At 59.5% G+C, this 15015-nt stretch carries 17 protein-coding genes; 5 read left to right on the top strand and 12 right to left on the bottom strand.

Features of this window, described 5'->3' with window-relative positions; genetic code table 11:
* Positions 1–43: 43 nt before the first annotated feature.
* From GGE33_RS03760 to GGE33_RS03720, 9 genes are all read right to left on the bottom strand, one after another.
* A complete protein-coding gene (locus tag GGE33_RS03760; RefSeq protein WP_183821290.1) occupies positions 44–790 on the bottom strand; it encodes a metallophosphoesterase family protein in 747 nt (248 codons plus the stop codon).
* On the bottom strand, positions 790–1146 hold the full coding sequence (uraH, locus tag GGE33_RS03755; protein ID WP_183821289.1) for a hydroxyisourate hydrolase: 357 nt from the start codon (positions 1144–1146) through the stop codon (positions 790–792). The genes GGE33_RS03760 and uraH overlap by 1 nt, the downstream gene beginning before the upstream one ends.
* The gene (locus tag GGE33_RS03750) at positions 1143–1643 is read right to left on the bottom strand and encodes an ureidoglycolate lyase (RefSeq protein ID WP_183822329.1); all 501 of its coding nucleotides are present in this window, start codon (positions 1641–1643) and stop codon (positions 1143–1145) included. The genes uraH and GGE33_RS03750 overlap by 4 nt, the downstream gene beginning before the upstream one ends.
* 1 nt (position 1644) lies before the next feature.
* Complete coding sequence (locus GGE33_RS03745; RefSeq protein WP_210303565.1) at positions 1645–2004, bottom strand: HepT-like ribonuclease domain-containing protein; 360 nt, start codon at positions 2002–2004, stop codon at positions 1645–1647.
* Positions 2001–2294, bottom strand: coding sequence for a nucleotidyltransferase family protein (locus tag GGE33_RS03740; protein WP_148145719.1), 294 nt, complete (start codon positions 2292–2294; stop codon positions 2001–2003). Before GGE33_RS03740 ends, GGE33_RS03745 begins: the two co-directional genes overlap by 4 nt.
* Positions 2295–2354: 60 nt before the next feature.
* Entirely contained in the window at positions 2355–2852 is a 498-nt protein-coding gene (gene uraD / locus GGE33_RS03735) for a 2-oxo-4-hydroxy-4-carboxy-5-ureidoimidazoline decarboxylase (protein WP_148145720.1), read from the bottom strand.
* A complete protein-coding gene (puuE, locus tag GGE33_RS03730) occupies positions 2849–3793 on the bottom strand; it encodes an allantoinase PuuE (protein WP_210297826.1) in 945 nt (314 codons plus the stop codon). The genes uraD and puuE overlap by 4 nt, the downstream gene beginning before the upstream one ends.
* Positions 3794–3881: 88 nt before the next feature.
* The gene (locus GGE33_RS03725) at positions 3882–4097 is read right to left on the bottom strand and encodes a hypothetical protein (RefSeq protein ID WP_148145721.1); all 216 of its coding nucleotides are present in this window, start codon (positions 4095–4097) and stop codon (positions 3882–3884) included.
* Positions 4098–4110: 13 nt separating this feature from the next.
* Entirely contained in the window at positions 4111–5064 is a 954-nt protein-coding gene (locus GGE33_RS03720; RefSeq protein ID WP_183821288.1) for a homocysteine S-methyltransferase family protein, read from the bottom strand.
* Between the two features lie 159 nt (positions 5065–5223).
* Here GGE33_RS03720 and GGE33_RS03715 point away from each other — a divergent pair, with 159 nt between their 5' ends.
* Positions 5224–5940, top strand: a complete 717-nt coding sequence (locus GGE33_RS03715; RefSeq protein ID WP_183821287.1) for a TetR/AcrR family transcriptional regulator — start codon at positions 5224–5226, stop codon at positions 5938–5940.
* An 8-nt stretch (positions 5941–5948) separates the two neighbouring features.
* On the opposite strand, the gene GGE33_RS03710 is transcribed toward GGE33_RS03715, so the two are convergent.
* Together GGE33_RS03710 and GGE33_RS03705 are read right to left on the bottom strand one after the other, a co-directional pair.
* Entirely contained in the window at positions 5949–6656 is a 708-nt protein-coding gene (locus tag GGE33_RS03710; protein ID WP_183821286.1) for a DUF1045 domain-containing protein, read from the bottom strand.
* A 126-nt stretch (positions 6657–6782) separates the two neighbouring features.
* Positions 6783–8006 carry an NAD(P)/FAD-dependent oxidoreductase gene (locus GGE33_RS03705; protein WP_183821285.1) on the bottom strand — a complete coding sequence of 408 codons (1224 nt, stop codon included), beginning with the start codon at positions 8004–8006 and terminating at the stop codon, positions 6783–6785.
* Here GGE33_RS03705 and mnmC2 point away from each other — a divergent pair.
* From mnmC2 to GGE33_RS03685, 4 genes are all read left to right on the top strand, one after another.
* Positions 8005–8769, top strand: a complete 765-nt coding sequence (gene mnmC2 / locus GGE33_RS03700) for a tRNA (5-methylaminomethyl-2-thiouridine)(34)-methyltransferase MnmC2 (RefSeq protein ID WP_183821284.1) — start codon at positions 8005–8007, stop codon at positions 8767–8769. The two genes, GGE33_RS03705 and mnmC2, sit on opposite strands and share 2 nt — an antisense overlap.
* An 83-nt stretch (positions 8770–8852) precedes the next feature.
* The gene (locus tag GGE33_RS03695; protein ID WP_183821283.1) at positions 8853–9251 is read left to right on the top strand and encodes a hypothetical protein; all 399 of its coding nucleotides are present in this window, start codon (positions 8853–8855) and stop codon (positions 9249–9251) included.
* Between the two features lie 123 nt (positions 9252–9374).
* Entirely contained in the window at positions 9375–9944 is a 570-nt protein-coding gene (locus tag GGE33_RS03690; protein ID WP_183821282.1) for an NADPH-dependent FMN reductase, read from the top strand.
* Positions 9945–10126: 182 nt separating this feature from the next.
* Complete coding sequence (locus GGE33_RS03685) at positions 10127–11263, top strand: acyltransferase family protein (RefSeq protein ID WP_183821281.1); 1137 nt, start codon at positions 10127–10129, stop codon at positions 11261–11263.
* Positions 11264–11272: 9 nt separating this feature from the next.
* On the opposite strand, the gene GGE33_RS03680 is transcribed toward GGE33_RS03685, so the two are convergent.
* On the bottom strand, positions 11273–14911 hold the full coding sequence (locus GGE33_RS03680) for a PAS domain-containing hybrid sensor histidine kinase/response regulator (RefSeq protein ID WP_183822326.1): 3639 nt from the start codon (positions 14909–14911) through the stop codon (positions 11273–11275).
* Positions 14912–15015: the final 104 nt, after the last annotated feature.

Below are 15015 nucleotides of genomic sequence, written 5' to 3'. Positions count from 1 at the left end.
GAATGGTTTCCAGAAATAGCCGTGTCCGGATCATCAGGATGTTTTACACACGTCCTGTTGCTAGCGCGCTTGCCCATTCAGCCCGGCCATTGGCGGCAGCAAGCCTCGACATTGCCATGTGGTCATAGGGTACGTTGCGGAAAAGCGGCGCCCAGCCGTGCCCCGTCTTCTCGATCACCGCATAAGAAGCCATGGCGTGGCCGGTTTCCACCTTGTGGTAGAAAGGCGCGTCATCGTCATAGGCAGGTTGGCCGACGCTGCCGGGATTGACGATCAGCCGACCGTCGGACAGCGACACCATGCGCGCAATATGACTGTGGCCGCAGAGAATGAGCGACTGCTCGATGCCCTCCGCCAGCACCTCGATCTCATCTTGAGGGCGCAAGGTGACATGCCCCTGCGGCGAGACCGTCTCCAGCCAATAAAGATTGTCGTCTTTAGGCGTCGCATGGCAGAGGAAAACCTCATCTCGCCAGATCATGCTGAACGGCAGTTTGCGCAGCCAGTCGAAATGCCGGGGCGACATCTGGCGATGCGCATGCGCGTCCGACGCCTCCAGTTGATCGGCAGTCTTCTCGACAAGGTAGCGATCGTGATTGCCACGTACTGTTCGCTCAGCCTTCAGGTCGAGCAGCAACAGAAGCGCGCCTGTCTGATCCGCCTCAAGCGGCCCGCTGAAACAATCGCCGAGATTGACGATGTCGCGAATGCCGAGCGCAGAGATGTCATCAAGCACGGCTTTCAGAGCCGCACGATTTCCATGAACATCGGCGATCGCAGCAAAACGCATCAACTGCCCCTATAGGTGGAATAGCCGTAAGGTGAGATGAGCAAGGGCACATGATAATGCGCCGTGATATCGGAAATGCCGAAACGGATCGGAATAACGTCAAGAAAAGCCGGCTCGGCAAGAGTGATGCCTTGGGCACGCAGATAATCGCCCGCATGGAAAACCAGCTCATAGGTTCCGGCGACAAAAGTCTCTCCGATCAGGATAGGTCCGCCATCGACCCGCCCATCCGCATTGGTCTTCATCGACTTGACCGTCGTCCGCGTGGCTCCCTCGATCCGGTAAAGCTCGATCACAAGCCCTTCGGCCGGCTTGCCGCTTGCCGTATCGAGCACATGAGTGGTGAGACCGGTCATAGGCTTGGCTCCGAAATCTGATAGGGCATCTCGAAAAAGAACTCTTCGAGATTGGCGGCGGTATTGTCACGGTCGACAACGAGGAAATCGCTGACCCCGCCGAGCGCCATCAGCGGATGATGCCAGGTATTGGGGAAATAGTTCACCCCCTGATGCGCCGCAGCCAGAAATATTCTCGGCCTCCCCGGTTTGCCATCCACATCATCCGACACGCCGACGAGAAACGGTCGGCCGGAAAGCGGCGCGAAACTCTGGCTGCCAAAGGGATGCCGCTCCATCATGCCGACTTCGTAGGGAAACTGCCGCGGCTGGCCACGAAAGATATTGAAGATCAGCCGCTCGGGCGCGCCGACCACCACCGGCTTTGCCAGCGCATGATAACGCTCCGTCGTACCATTATTGATCAGCCGCATCTTCGAAGGATCGGCCTCGATGACATCGCCATAGGGCGCGAAGGCTTCTTGGGTGAGAGGCAGGATTTCGAGAATTTCGGTCAATTCATTCGCCTTGCGCATGCCAATTTTCAACGACTTGCAGCTTTTCCAAAAAGTCAGGGAGCGAGACACGCACTGTCTCCCAGACTATGTTGAGATCTATTTCAAAATAGCCGTGTGCTATACGATTGCGCAGGCCCTGGATCTCGGACCACGGCACTTCGGGATGTTCTTTGAGAAATTCGGGATTTTCCCGGGCCATGCGGACAACGGCTTCACCAAGCATGAGTATGCTCATGCCCACAGCTCTCTGAATCATCAGATCATTCAGAAAAGCTTCGCGATCCACGCCTTCAACAAAGCGACAGGCATCCGCCGCGGCAGTCCGCATTTGATGCAGATACAAGCGTGTTTTGTCTGTCATAAAGGCTTCGCCTCAGCGAGCACGCGGGATCGTATCATGGCCGGCAGATCACCCGGTGTGAGCAAGTCCACCTTGATCCCGCCAAACATCTGCTCCAGCTCGTATTGGAGCCCGCCAAGGCTGAAAAGCGTGCTTCCCGGCAAGGCATCGACGAGGATATCGATATCGCTATCAGGCCCATCCTCGCCGCGGGCGACCGAGCCGAAGACGCGCGGGTTCGCCGCATTGAAGCGTTTCGTCGCTTCGCGGATCGCCTCGCGGTTCTTTTCAAGCACTTCCGACGGTCGCATCGGCACTACTCCTGTCATCACCACTATAGGCGACAGCGAATGTGGAAGAAAGCGTGCCCCTCACCCTTGGGGTAAAAGCGCCAGCAATCGCAGATGCGCGATCCGCTCCACCTGCGCGCAGGCGGTCGCGAACTCTTCCTCGGCGCTGTTGGATATGCGCGTCTCGAAAGCTGCCAGAATATCGTCCTTGTTCAGCCCTTTCACCGCAATGATGAACGGAAATCCAAATTTCGTCGTATAGGCGGCATTCAGGGTCGTGAAGCGGGCGTGCTCTTCGGCGCTCAATCGGTCGAGGCCGGCGCCGGCCTGTTCCTGTTTGCTGTCTTCGGTCAGCTCGCCGGCGATCGCAAGCCTGCCCGCCAGATCGGGATGCGAGCGCAGCACGGCAAGCCGTTCTCCTGCGCCCGCCTTGCGAAACTCCGAGACCATCGCCGCATGCACGCCCTTCGCGGTCAAAGGCACGAAGATAAGGCCGGCATCATAGGCGCGTTCCGCTATGAAAGGCGAATGCTCGAACACGCCGCCGAAGGTCGCGATGAAATCCCCTCTTGCCGTCATGCGGCACCTGCAGGCCGGTGAGCCGGCTTGTGGTGCTCATGCCAGTGTTTTGCGATCTCGATACGCTGCGGAACCCAGACCTTGTCGTGCGACGCGACATATTCCATGAACCGGCGCAGCGCCGCGATACGGCCCGGACGCCCCACGAGACGGCAATGCAGGCCGACCGACATCATCTTCGGGCTGCCTTCCTCGCCCTCGCGGTAAAGCGTGTCGAAGGCATCCTTGAGATAGGCGAAGAACTGATCGCCGGAATTGAACCCCTGCGGCGTGGCAAACCGCATGTCGTTGGTCTCGAGCGTATAGGGAATGATCAGGAACGGCTTGCCATCGCTGCCCGGCACCCAATAGGGCAGATCGTCCGCATAGCTGTCGGAGGAATAGAGAAACCCGCCCTCTTCCATCACAAGCTTCAGTGTATTGTCGGACGGCTTGCCCTGGTACATGCCGTATGGCCGCTCGCCGACAAGCTCGGTGTGCAGGCGCACAGCTTCGAGGATGTGCTCACGCTCCTTGTCGATCGGAAAATCCTTGTATTCCAGCCAGCGGTAACCGTGACTGGCAATCTCCCAGCCTGCTTCCTTCATCGCGGCGACCGCTTCCGGATTGCGCGCCATGGCAAGTGTCACGCCATAGACAGTGCATTGCATCTTCAGTTCGTTAAACAGCCGGAATAACCGCCAGAAACCCGCGCGCGACCCGTATTCGTAGATCGATTCCATATTGAGATTGCGCTGACCGGGCCAAGGAGCCGCGCCGACGATCTCGGACAACAGGTTTTCGGAAGCCGCATCGCCGTCGAGGATCGAGCTTTCACCACCCTCTTCATAGTTGATGACGAACTGCACGGCGACATTGGCGCCGCCGGGCCATTTCGGATCGGGACTGTTTCGGCCGTAGCCGACGAGATCGCGCGGGTAGTCTTTTATGGTTATTGGCATGTTCCACCTCGATTATTTACGGCAACGGTAGCGCACCGGTTCCGCAGATGTCGAGATGCAAACTTGTCCCCGTGATCAGCCGAGTTGATCAGTTGAGGCGATCATCCTGCCACTCGTGATAGCCCCCGTCGCCGAGACCTATATCGCGCAGCATATATTCGTCGAATTCCAGCTTAGACGCGAATGGCGGCCGCCCGACGGTCGGTTCGGCGGACATGTCGAGCTCGTGATGCCCACGCCAGTGAATATGCGTCAGGGCAGAGAATGCCGTGGATAGTGCCGGAGGGAATGCAAATATAGACATGGAACCTTCTCCTTCATTCGGCCGCCGCTCGTGGCATGCAGGCCTCGCAGATAGCTGCCACGTGCCGGTGATCGGTGCCACAGCAGCCACCCAATACGCACATCGACGGATAACGTGCTCTCAGGCTGCGGTAATGTCGACCGAGCTCCTGAGGATCGCCGATATCGATTTCAGTCGCCTCGTCCAGCTCTGCATGGCTCTTGGAAGAGGCATTGGCGCGCACACCGCCGATCCTGTGCAGCCAGGTATCACCGTCGACGAAAGCCTGTTCGAAGTGGACGGGGTGGGCGCAGTTGACCATGTAATAGGCGGGACCATTTGCGGTCATGTCATCCGTCATCTCGATCGCTTCCCGCAAGGACATGCCGTTTGCGAGCCTTCCATTGGTCTCGACCGTGAAAGAGATCACGACGGGCAGCCCTGTCTCCCTGGCAGCCCGCACGATACCGATCGCCTCTTCGGTCGTGTTGATCGTCATGGCGCTCAGCATATCAACCGGTGTTTCGGCAAAGGCATCGATCTGATGGGCGTGATAATCCTCCGCCTCGGCCACGGACATCCGGCCCTGCTTGTAGGCGTCTCCCCGCGGCCCGATCACGCCGTTGAGCAGAATGGGCATACCCGGCCTTTGCCATTTTTCCCGCAAGCCAGCGACATAGTCGACGGAGCGAATATTGAGCGCCCAGAGTGCAGCAAGATCATATCCGAGCTTTGCCGCCCAGTCCGGGTTGGCCCGCCAGGTCGGTGTATCGAGCAGGAAACCCCGCCCATACTTCCGTGCGAGCGATAGATAGGCCTCATAATAAGCATCCAGCTCGGCGCGCCCGCTGGCATCATCGATGAGCGGGAAGGACGCGAAAAACGGCAGTTCCAGACCACGGTGGAAGATCAGCGTCGTCTCCAGCCCGCCATCGGTCAGATATATCTCTTGCCCCAGATGCGGCAGGCGTTGGCGATCGTTTTTCATCGTCATCTCCTGTGATATGATCGCCGCGGCGCGAAAACAGGCATGTCCCGAAGCTGCAGCTTGCCCGTTTGTTTTGCGCCCGGTGGACGCTTTGATCTACGCGGCTTGCGGTACAGCACGGCAACATATCGAAAACGTGAGCTCGCTCAGGGGGATACCATGTCCCGAAAGACCGAGGATTTGGCCGGGCAAGGCCTGGATGGCGCAAAAACCGTACCTCCGGTACAGTTTTCCTACGCCCGCGTACCGAAAAAGGGTGAAGCAACTCGCGAGCGAATCCTCGAGGTCGCGCAGATATCCGTGCTGTCCAAGGGCTTTGCCGCGACCTCGATCGAAGAAGTCATCGCTGAAGCCGGTATCACCAAGAGCGGTTTTTTCTACCACTTCCACGACAAGAACGAACTCGCCCGCGAGATGCTGCGCCGCTACGTGACCGAGAACGACCGCCTCTTCGACGACATTTTCGACCGCGGGCGAGAACTCGCGGATGATCCGCTACAGGCTTTCCTGATTGGCCTCAAACTGCTGTCGGAACTGGCGCGCGACCTGCCGGGCGTGCATCCTGGCTGCATCATCGCTTCTATCTGTTATCAGGAGCGATTGTTCGATCGCGAGATCCACATGCTTAACGCCAGCTCTGTTGCCTCATGGAACAGGCGCTTCCTCGGTTATCTGGAAGAGATCGCCGCGGTGCACCCGCCGCAGGAGCCGATAGAACTGAAGGATCTCGCCAACATGCTGTCATGCACCTTCGATGGTGCCATCATCATGTCCAAGGTCCTGAACGATCCGACCCATCTGGAGCGGCAGATCCTGAGCTACCGCACCTTCATCAAACTGCTGTTCAGCCAGCAACAGCCGGATCGGCCAGCCTGAAGCAGTACTCAGGCGATCTTGCGGGCTGCCACACGGCCCATCGGGTGCAGCGAATGAACCTGAAGCGGCGCACCCGGCTCTTCTTCGACGAACAGCGCCAGGTTGGCGACCTCGACCGGCTTTGTCAGATAGGGCGAGAAATAATCTCTCAGTGCCGGTTCGATAAAGGTGCTGTCGCGCGGCAGGAGCGGCCCCGTCAGCGCCATGTGGAAACGGAACTCGTCCATTACGTAAGGATGGCCCCAGCGATAGAGATTGGCGAATTGCGGAGCCGAGAGATCGCCCGGATCGCTGCGCTCGAATTCCGCATCCGACAACGGTGCGCGAAATACGTCGAACTCCTGCACGACTGCGCAGGCAAACAGTCGCATCCGTTCACAGGGAATTTCCGGCACGAGGCCGAAGAAATTGCCGAGCCTTGCCACTTCCAGTGGTGGCAGCTGGAATGGCTCGTGAGAGCCTGCAAACCGCATCAGGTGCCGCAGCAGCATGGGCTCGCTGATCTCGGGCGCAAGCCGGAAGGGTGCCTTCAATGCAGCGTGAAACCCGCTGCGGCGCGGGATGGCGGTGTGAAAGGAGATCTCGTGAAGACCGACGCCACGAATGGCAGGCGGCTCGGTAGCGTCTCCGGAAAAGGCGTTACGGCCGAGCCATTGCGACGCGGCGAGCGTCAGCGGATCATGTGCCGGTGGCGTGAAATATATGGCATAGCGCATGCGTCACCTTCTCGTGCATCCCTGTCAACCGCCCTGTTTAATTACGCATTTGCTTATTCAGTCCCTGATCAGGGACCTATGCGATTTGCGTGACAGATTAACGACGAAGATGAAGAAGATTCGCGTTTAGCGCGAAGCGACCGAAAGGTGGTTCTCCAGCAAAAACGATGCAGGAACCGGCATTATCCTGCCGGAAACGGCATCAAGCGCAGCCGCGGCCAGAAGATGCGCCACCCCGAAACTGACCTTGAAGCCCCCCGTCAGCGCGATCACGTTCGCGTTGTCCGGATGCGGCCCGACCATCGGGTCGCGATCGATCGCCTTTGGGCGCAGGCCGGCCCATCGTTCCACAACCGGAGCATCGCTGAGCGACGGCACGAGCGCCCTCGCCTTTGCAACGAGATCCTCAAGCTGATGATCGGTGGAGTACGGTTCGTCAAAAGCCTCCTCGCTGGTGCTGCCGAGCGCGATATCGCCATTGTCATGCGGCACGAGATAGAGACCATTGAGATAAAGAAGCGGCAGGTCCGGATCGGCCCCGGCCCTCAGCAGTGCCGCCTGTCCCTTGACCGGCTGGCCGATCGGTTGCGGCAGCGGATCGGACAAGCCCTCGATCAGCGGAAAAGCCTGATGGCCGGCGGCGACAATGCAGGCACCGAAGGCGATGCTCGTTCCATCGGCAAATTCCACACGGCTCGATGCGCCGTCGATGCGCGAGGCTGAAAGCCCCTCCACCACGGTAACGTGACGGCCGGCATTGAGGCTTGCGCCAAGCGCCTCGGTCAGCTTGCGCGGCGAGACCCTGGCGGCAAAAGTATCGTGCACAATGCCGGCCTCGCAGAACGAGGCATCCGGCCAGCCGGGATGCGGTGTCTGGTCGGCAACATGCCAGTGAAAGCGACGACCGGCCTGATCCCAGTGCGTGGCCGCGTCTTCGGAATGGCGAAACGCGATCGCCCGCAGATGCGATTTCGGCAATGGGATCAGGCGACCGGTGCGGCGATAACCGCATGAAAGCCCCGTATCGGCCTCGATTTGCGCCACCTCGTCCTCGAGGGAAAGCAGCGCGTCGAACTGGAACTGTTTCTTGTCGTTCCACTTGTCCGGCATATGCGGCATCAGCGCACCGAGCAGCCCGCCGCTCGTGCCGTGGCCGAGTTTTCCGCTGTCGACGAGCACGGTGCGGATGCCAAGCCGCTCGGCCTTTACCGCGGCCCACAGGCCCATGATGCCGCCGCCGAGGATGACCAGATCGGCAAAGGCCGGAAGGGTTGCCGCGCCACGCGCAGAACCGATAGTCCGCTCTCCAGATTGACCGCCAGCGCCAGCCGGATTATCCGCATTGCTCATGAGCGACAATGATCCCGAATTGAAGACAGTTGAGGGCGAAAGCCCGGCATTCCAGACACTCGACTGGCACGAAGGCGATATGCCGTATTCCCAGGAATTTGGCGATCACTTTTATTGCCGCACCGACGGGCGGCTGGAATGCGGCCACGTCTTCCTTTCCGGCAACGGCCTGCCGGAGCGATGGGAGACAATGTCTCCGACCGGAGATGGATTTCGTATCGGCGAACTCGGTTTCGGCACCGGCCTGAATTTCTGTGAGACCTGGCGGCAGTGGAAACTCACGCGCAAGCCGGGCACGCATCTGCACTTCACCTCGTTCGAACTTTACCCGATGAAGCGCGACGAGATCGATCGCGCGCTCTCCCGCTGGCCACAAATCGATGCTGAGCGGCAGGCGCTTGTTGCGGCATGGCCGGATGAGCCGACCGGTCATGTCACATTTGCGCTCGACGAACAGACGCGCCTGACCGTTGTCTGCGGCGCAGCATTCGATGGCGTCACGGCGTCGGAGCCTGATTTCGATGCGTGGTTCCTCGATGGCTTCGCCCCGTCACGCAATCCCGCCATGTGGTCGCCCGAACTGATGCAGGCGCTGTTTGATCGCACCAGACCGGGCGGCGGCTTCGCCACCTATGCCGCTGCGGGCTTCGTCCGTCGCAACCTCGGCGCCGCCGGCTTCATCGTCGAACGCCGTTCCGGTTTTGCCGGCAAGCGCGAAATGCTCTGCGGCACGCGGCCCAATCTCTCGTCCGCGGTCGACTGATCCCGGAAACTCGAAATTCCGCAACCGATCCTCTATCCGAAGAGCGCATATCGGTTTGACTGAAAACCGACAAAGGAACGCAGATGTCGATCACTGTACAGAAAACAATTCCCGCTGCCCGCATGCGTCAGTTCCACCAGATGGTCGATCGCTGGCTTCAGGAAGGCCCGATCAAACTCGCGACCAATGCCACGCTGACTGCAATGGACAATGCCGGTATCCCGCAGGCTGAACAGGTGGCGATCCTTGAGGACCGGGATATCATCATGAAGCACAATATGCGCCTCGGTCTGATCAGCGAAGTATTCGCAGCGGCTATCGAAAAGGCCGTGAAACCGTCCCGGTCGGCAAGCGAAGCGCAGGACGAGATTGCTCGGCTGATCGTAACGGCGGTTGGCATCCGTCAGGATGATGAAAGCGAACTCGTCACATTCAACTTCGCGACCCAAAGCGAGGCAGACGCATTCGACGAGGCCATCTGACGGCCAGCGTTGGAATTCCGCATAGCCCCTGCACCCGCACATAGCAGCTATTCGCAATGAGCACCTGCATCCTTGTGCCGCAGGGGTCAAACAGATGCCTGTGTTCAACATAGGAATTTCAGCATGTCATTGAAGCTTAACGTGATCATCGGCAGCACCCGTCCCGGCCGTGCGGGCCCGGCCATTGGCAAATGGGCCGCCGAACACGCAAAGACACACGGCAAGTTCGAAGTCGAGCTCGTCGATCTCGCCGATTTCAACCTGCCGCTTCTCGATGAGCCGAACCATCCGCGCATGCAGAAATACCAGCATGAGCATACCAAGCGCTGGGCCGAAAGCGTCGCATCCGCCGACGCCTATCTGTTCCTGACGCCGGAATATGACTATTACCCCAATGCCGCGCTGATCAACGCACTGCAGGTTCTGTCGCTCGAATGGTCGTTCAAGCCTGCCGGCGTACTGAGCTACGCCCACGTCTCCGGCGGCCTTCGTGCCGCCCAGGAACTGCGCATGCTGATCTCCAATCTCAACATGATGCCGATCCCACAGACGGTTCCGATCCCCTTCTTCACCAACTTCATCGACGAGCAGAAGGTATTCAACCCGACCGCCCCGATGAACGAGGGCCTGAACGCAGCACTCGACCAGCTGGCAACGTGGGCAACGGCCCTGAAGGCTGGCCGCCAGGGCTGAGCCGCTTGAAAGCTGCAGAGAAATGCGAAGGGGAGCCGTCACATCCGGCTCCCCTTTTTGATTGTTTTGTTAGGTTCTGCAGACCGGAGCCATATTGAGGCCACATCCCTTTCCTTTTTGTCGCACTGCAACATTTTCAGGCTATGAGGCTGGGGTAGCCGATGCCAACGGGAGACGATCTTATGGCGAAAGCCGAGCAGGGATACCGTATCGCATGCCTGGATGGCTTACGCGGCCTGGCAGCACTCTGGGTGCTGGTCGGACACGCTCACATTCTGACGGGTTTCCGCATACCCATCATTGGCGATCCCGACCTCGGCGTCGACCTGTTCGTCATGCTCTCCGGCTTCCTGATGGTGTTTCACTATCAGCTTCGGAAGAAGAAGGAGCCTTGGGAGGCGCCGGGCACATGGTCCGCCTTCTGGATCAGGCGCTTCTTCCGCATCGCCCCGCTCTATTACGTCATGCTTTTCGCAGCATTGGCGCTCGGCCCGATGATCTATGACGCCCGCTCGACGATCGACGCCTTCAATGCCGTTCCGCCACAGCCAGCAGCCCGCTATATCGACGACAGCCTCACGAACTACCTGCTGCACCTGAGCTTCCTTTTCGGCCTCAGCCCGACATACGGCTATCGGACGGCACTGCCGGACTGGAGCATCGGGCTGGAAATGCAGTTCTATGCGGCCCTTCCCTTCATCATGATCATCGTCGGCCGGCTCGGCTGGGTCAGATCCATGATCGGTGTCGTCGCGGCCGGCATCGCCACCGTCTATGTCGTCACAAGGATCGGCTATCATTTCCCGATGCCGACTTTCCTGCCGCTCAAGATGCATGTCTTTGCCGCCGGCATGTTGCTCGCGGCAGCGCTCGACTTGAGCAATCGGCGTGCCTTTGCCTATGCGGCGCTCGCCTGCCTGTTCGTGCTCATTCCGGTCGGCGGCGTGATGAACCCGATGCACGAAATCGTCCGTCTGGCACTGGTCGCCATCTTTTTCGCGCTTGTCCATGCACACCGCCTACCGTCGGCGATCTCCGGCGTGGCGGAGACGATCTCAAATCAGCTCGGCAACCGGCTCTTCCACACGCTCGGCGAACTCTCCTTCGGAGCCTATCTCGCCCACCTGCTGATCATGCAGCCGGTCGTAGCCTTCCTGATCCGGAATTTCGAAATGAGCGATACGACACGATGGCTGGTGACGTTGGTCATCACCCTCCCCCTCACCTATGCAGTGGCGGCGATTGGTTACAGTCTGATCGAAATGCAGGGGTCGATGATCGGCAGAAGCCTGACCCGGCCACGGACCGCCGCGGCCTGATCATCTCTCTCAGCGCGATTGCGTTGAAAGCCGCGCGCCGCCGATCCAGGTGCGGATCTTGTCTTCGAGCGCTTCCGGGCTGATCGGCTTCGACAGATAGTCATCCATGCCGGCCTGGAAGCAGAGCTCGCGGTCGCTTTCCAGCGCATGCGCGGTCACACCGATGATCGGCGTGTGGGTGCCGGTGCGCTCCTCCAGTTCGCGGATCTTCTGCGTCGCCTGATGACCGTTCATCACCGGCATGGAGACATCCATGAGGATGATCGCCGGATCATGCGCCTGCCAGGCGTCGACCGCTTCCGCACCATTCTTGACGATTTGGAACAACCAGCCGGTAGTCTGCAGGATCTGGGTGAAGACGATCTGGTTGACCTCGTTATCCTCGGCCACCAATACGTCGAGCGACGGCATGGCCTGAACGGGAGGCGTCGACTTTGCACCAGTCACCAACTGAGGACTTGCAATCGGCGCGATAGCCTCTGCAACGACAGTTGCCTCCATCTGCCGCCGGCTTCTGACCGATCGCACCACGTCGATGACAGTGCTGCGCAGAAGGTTGGCCCGCGCCGGCTTCATAAGATGCGCATGGATCTGCAGGCTGGCAAACATGCTTTCGTCATTTGCCATGTCCATCGAGGTCAGGAAGATGATGCCTGTGCGGTCGAAGCGATTGTCTCCACGCAGCGACTTGGCGAAATCAAGCCCGTTCATTTCCGGCATGTGATAGTCGAGCACGATCGCATCGACCGTGATCCCGAGGCGCGTTGCCTCGGCAAGGACGGCCAACCCCTCGGCACCGCTTTCCGCCGCGACCGTATCGAAACCCCACATGGAAAGCTGTTCGGAAAGGATGCGGCGATTGACGGCATTGTCGTCGACAATCAGCACGCGCGCGCCGCTCGTATTGACCGGCAGCACGGTTTCCGTCTTGCGCTCCGCGACGACCGGGAACGGCAGGCTCACGGTAAACACCGAGCCGCGTCCGAGTTCGCTTTCGACATTGACCGAGCCGCCGAACAGTTCGACGAGACCCGACGTGATCGCAAGCCCCAGACCCGTGCCTTCGTGCCGCCGCGTCGAGGACGTATCGACCTGCGAAAATTTTTCGAACACCGAGGCAAGCTTTTCGTCCGGAATGCCGAGCCCGGTGTCCTCGATCCGGATCGTCAGCATCAGGTCAGAAGCTCCCACGGGTTCCGACTTCAGGTCGATGAAGACATGCCCCTTCTCGGTAAACTTCACCGCATTGCCGACGAGATTGGTGACGATCTGGCGGAAGCGCCCGGCATCGCCGAGCACAGTTTCCCGCACGGAAGCATCACCGCGCACGATGAGTTCGATATCCTTGTCGGCGGCAGCGGACGAAAGCAGCGTGGCCACATCTTCGATCGCCTCCACCGGATCGAATGGCGCCTTTCTAAGCTTCATCTGCCCGGCATCGATCTTCGAGAAATCGAGGATGTCGTTGATGATCGTCAAAAGCGCATTGCCGGATTTGACGATGATGTCGATGAAGGTTTTCTGCCGCGTGTCGAGATTGGATTTGGCCAGCAGTTCCGCCATGCCGAGCACGCCATTCATCGGCGTGCGGATTTCATGGCTCATATTGGCGAGGAATTCCGACTTGGCACGATCGGCCGCCTCGGCGCGCTGCAGCAGCCGCGTCAGGTCCTCTTCGCGCGCCTTGACGTCGGTAACGTCGGTGAAGACGGCAAGCCAATGGTCGCTGTCGGTCTGCCGCGCTTCGACCTGAACCCATTTGCGGTTCTCGATCTTGAACGAGGCATAGAACGGCCGGCCCGCAGCCATGTTCTCTTCCAGCGACCGGAAAGTTCCAAGCGCTTCACCACTCGCACCGAGATCGCCGCGACGGACACAATAACGGAACAGATCGCGCCACTGCGCGCCGGGAGAAACCATCTCAGCGGGCATTTCCAGCATGGCGGCAAGCGCATCGTTGGAAAGCTCGACCTCTCCATCATGCAGGATGAGCAGCCCTTGCGACATCGCGCTGGTCGCATCGCGCATCAGCGCGCCGTGACGCTCAAGCGCCGCCCGCGCCTCCTGGATTTCCGCATCACGCTTACGCATGACGGTGATGTCAGTATAACTGAGAAGGAGCTTGCCGTCAGAAAGCCGCGACGGCGAAATCAGCACCTGCCTGCCGGTAAGAGAGCGGATCTCCAGCGGCGGATGCCCGTCCTCCGTCAGCGCTGCAATTCGCTGCTCGTAGATCGCTTCGAAATCGGAACCGAAATCGGCAAACACGCCGCTCTCGAAAAGGAACAGAAGGAAGTCGCGGTAGGAACGGCCGGAGAGGTTGAAGCTCCGCTTCGTATCCCAGAACTCCCCGAAAGCGGGATTGGCATATTCGAAATCGAACTGATCCGTCAGGATGGCGACGCCGACAGGAAGGGCGTCGAGAATAGTCTGCAGGTCCCGGCTGACCTTCTCCGCCTTCGCCTGCGCCTCGCTGATCTGCGAGACATCCGTCCGCGAGCAGAGAAGATAGTTACTGCCATCCTCGGTCTGGATAGAGCGGAGACGGGTCAGGACCGGAATGACCGATCCGTCCGGAAAGGTCATGTCCTCGGACTTGTCGATATTCTCGCCATCCAGAACCCGGGCATTTTCGTCCCAGAAACGTTCGGCGGCCCAGGGAAACATCTGCGCTTCCGTCTGGCCTATATAGCGGTCCCGGCTGTCGCCGAGCATCCGCTCATAGGCATGGTTGGCATAGGTCAGTTCATGCCTGGCATTGCGCACGAAGACCGGCGTCGGTAGGTCCTCGAGGATGGCGCGGAACAGCTCCGTTTCCGCCACCTGATTGCGGAGCAGCATTTCCTGCTCCTTGAAATCGGTGACGTCCTGGCGGATCGCGATCAGAACACCGTTTTCCAGCCGTTTGTTGACCGATCGAAGCCAGCGCCCGTCGGCGAGATGATCGATGCTTTCATGATAGGGCTGCCGGAAAGGTTTGATCTGCTCTGCGAGCCATCCGTCCCGGCCCAGCGCAAGAACCTGATCGTCCGACTGATAGATCTTTCGGCGGCGGTCGTAGGCCTGCCCCAGGATCTGGGGCAGGCTCATCCCGACCTGCAGATCGATATCCAGCGTGCGGCCATATTCGGTAAGCTGCGAATTGCAATAGAGCAACACGTCGTTGCGGTCGTAGATGCCGATGCCCATTTCCAACATGTCGAGGGCATCGTCGAGAAGTTTGTTGTCGAACATGGGCGAAGTGCCGCCTGCAACGCGCAATGGGACGATCTTGGCCGTGCCGGAGGAAAGCTCCGCCTTCGGCGCAATCGCCTCGATAGTGCCGAACAGATAGGTATGGTCGTTTTCGGTCAGAAAGCGCTCGATATGAACTTCATATAAAAGCGCACCGGCGGCATCGAACAACCGCGCGACCTCGTCGCTGCCGAAAACAATAGTCCGACTTTCCTTCTCCTTGCGGTCGCCGGCATCGACAGTGCCCGTCAGAGTGTTGCTGGCGCCGTCGACGAAATCCTCCGGACTAGCATCGAAAAGTTCCGCATAGGCGAGATTGACCGCCACATAGCGCAGCGCGCTATCCTTGATATAGGCCGGTTGCAGCAGATCCTGGATCCGCGCACAGGCTTTGTCGAGCAAGTCGCTGTGCATATCCAAGCGCTGCTGTCCCTTATTATGTTCCCGGGCAATTTTTTGGGCCGATTCACTGCGGCCGTGATGGCGACGATAACACCATGGCGAGTGTTTACAACGCG

This window comes from Aliirhizobium cellulosilyticum (assembly GCF_014198105.1).
In the GTDB taxonomy this organism is placed as follows: Bacteria; Pseudomonadota; Alphaproteobacteria; order Rhizobiales; family Rhizobiaceae; genus Neorhizobium; species Neorhizobium cellulosilyticum.
Note: the sequence above shows the minus strand (reverse complement) of the source record. Positions and strands in the feature narration are given on the sequence as shown.

Bases quoted from the DNA above. Each gene is read 5' to 3' on its own strand.
- GGE33_RS03760 (WP_183821290.1), bottom strand. From the start codon at position 790: ATGCGTTTTGCTGCGATCGCCGATGTTCATGGAAATCGTGCGGCTCTG.
- uraH (WP_183821289.1), bottom strand. From the start codon at position 1,146: ATGACCGGTCTCACCACTCATGTGCTCGATACGGCAAGCGGCAAGCCG.
- GGE33_RS03745 (WP_210303565.1), bottom strand. From the start codon at position 2,004: ATGACAGACAAAACACGCTTGTATCTGCATCAAATGCGGACTGCCGCG.
- GGE33_RS03740 (WP_148145719.1), bottom strand. From the start codon at position 2,294: ATGCGACCGTCGGAAGTGCTTGAAAAGAACCGCGAGGCGATCCGCGAA.
- uraD (WP_148145720.1), bottom strand. From the start codon at position 2,852: ATGACGGCAAGAGGGGATTTCATCGCGACCTTCGGCGGCGTGTTCGAG.
- puuE (WP_210297826.1), bottom strand. From the start codon at position 3,793: ATGCCAATAACCATAAAAGACTACCCGCGCGATCTCGTCGGCTACGGC.
- GGE33_RS03725 (WP_148145721.1), bottom strand. From the start codon at position 4,097: ATGTCTATATTTGCATTCCCTCCGGCACTATCCACGGCATTCTCTGCC.
- GGE33_RS03720 (WP_183821288.1), bottom strand. From the start codon at position 5,064: ATGAAAAACGATCGCCAACGCCTGCCGCATCTGGGGCAAGAGATATAT.
- GGE33_RS03715 (WP_183821287.1), top strand. From the start codon at position 5,224: ATGTCCCGAAAGACCGAGGATTTGGCCGGGCAAGGCCTGGATGGCGCA.
- GGE33_RS03710 (WP_183821286.1), bottom strand. From the start codon at position 6,656: ATGCGCTATGCCATATATTTCACGCCACCGGCACATGATCCGCTGACG.
- mnmC2 (WP_183821284.1), top strand. From the start codon at position 8,005: ATGAGCGACAATGATCCCGAATTGAAGACAGTTGAGGGCGAAAGCCCG.
- GGE33_RS03705 (WP_183821285.1), bottom strand. From the start codon at position 8,006: ATGAGCAATGCGGATAATCCGGCTGGCGCTGGCGGTCAATCTGGAGAG.
- GGE33_RS03695 (WP_183821283.1), top strand. From the start codon at position 8,853: ATGTCGATCACTGTACAGAAAACAATTCCCGCTGCCCGCATGCGTCAG.
- GGE33_RS03690 (WP_183821282.1), top strand. From the start codon at position 9,375: ATGTCATTGAAGCTTAACGTGATCATCGGCAGCACCCGTCCCGGCCGT.
- GGE33_RS03685 (WP_183821281.1), top strand. From the start codon at position 10,127: ATGGCGAAAGCCGAGCAGGGATACCGTATCGCATGCCTGGATGGCTTA.
- GGE33_RS03680 (WP_183822326.1), bottom strand. From the start codon at position 14,911: ATGCACAGCGACTTGCTCGACAAAGCCTGTGCGCGGATCCAGGATCTG.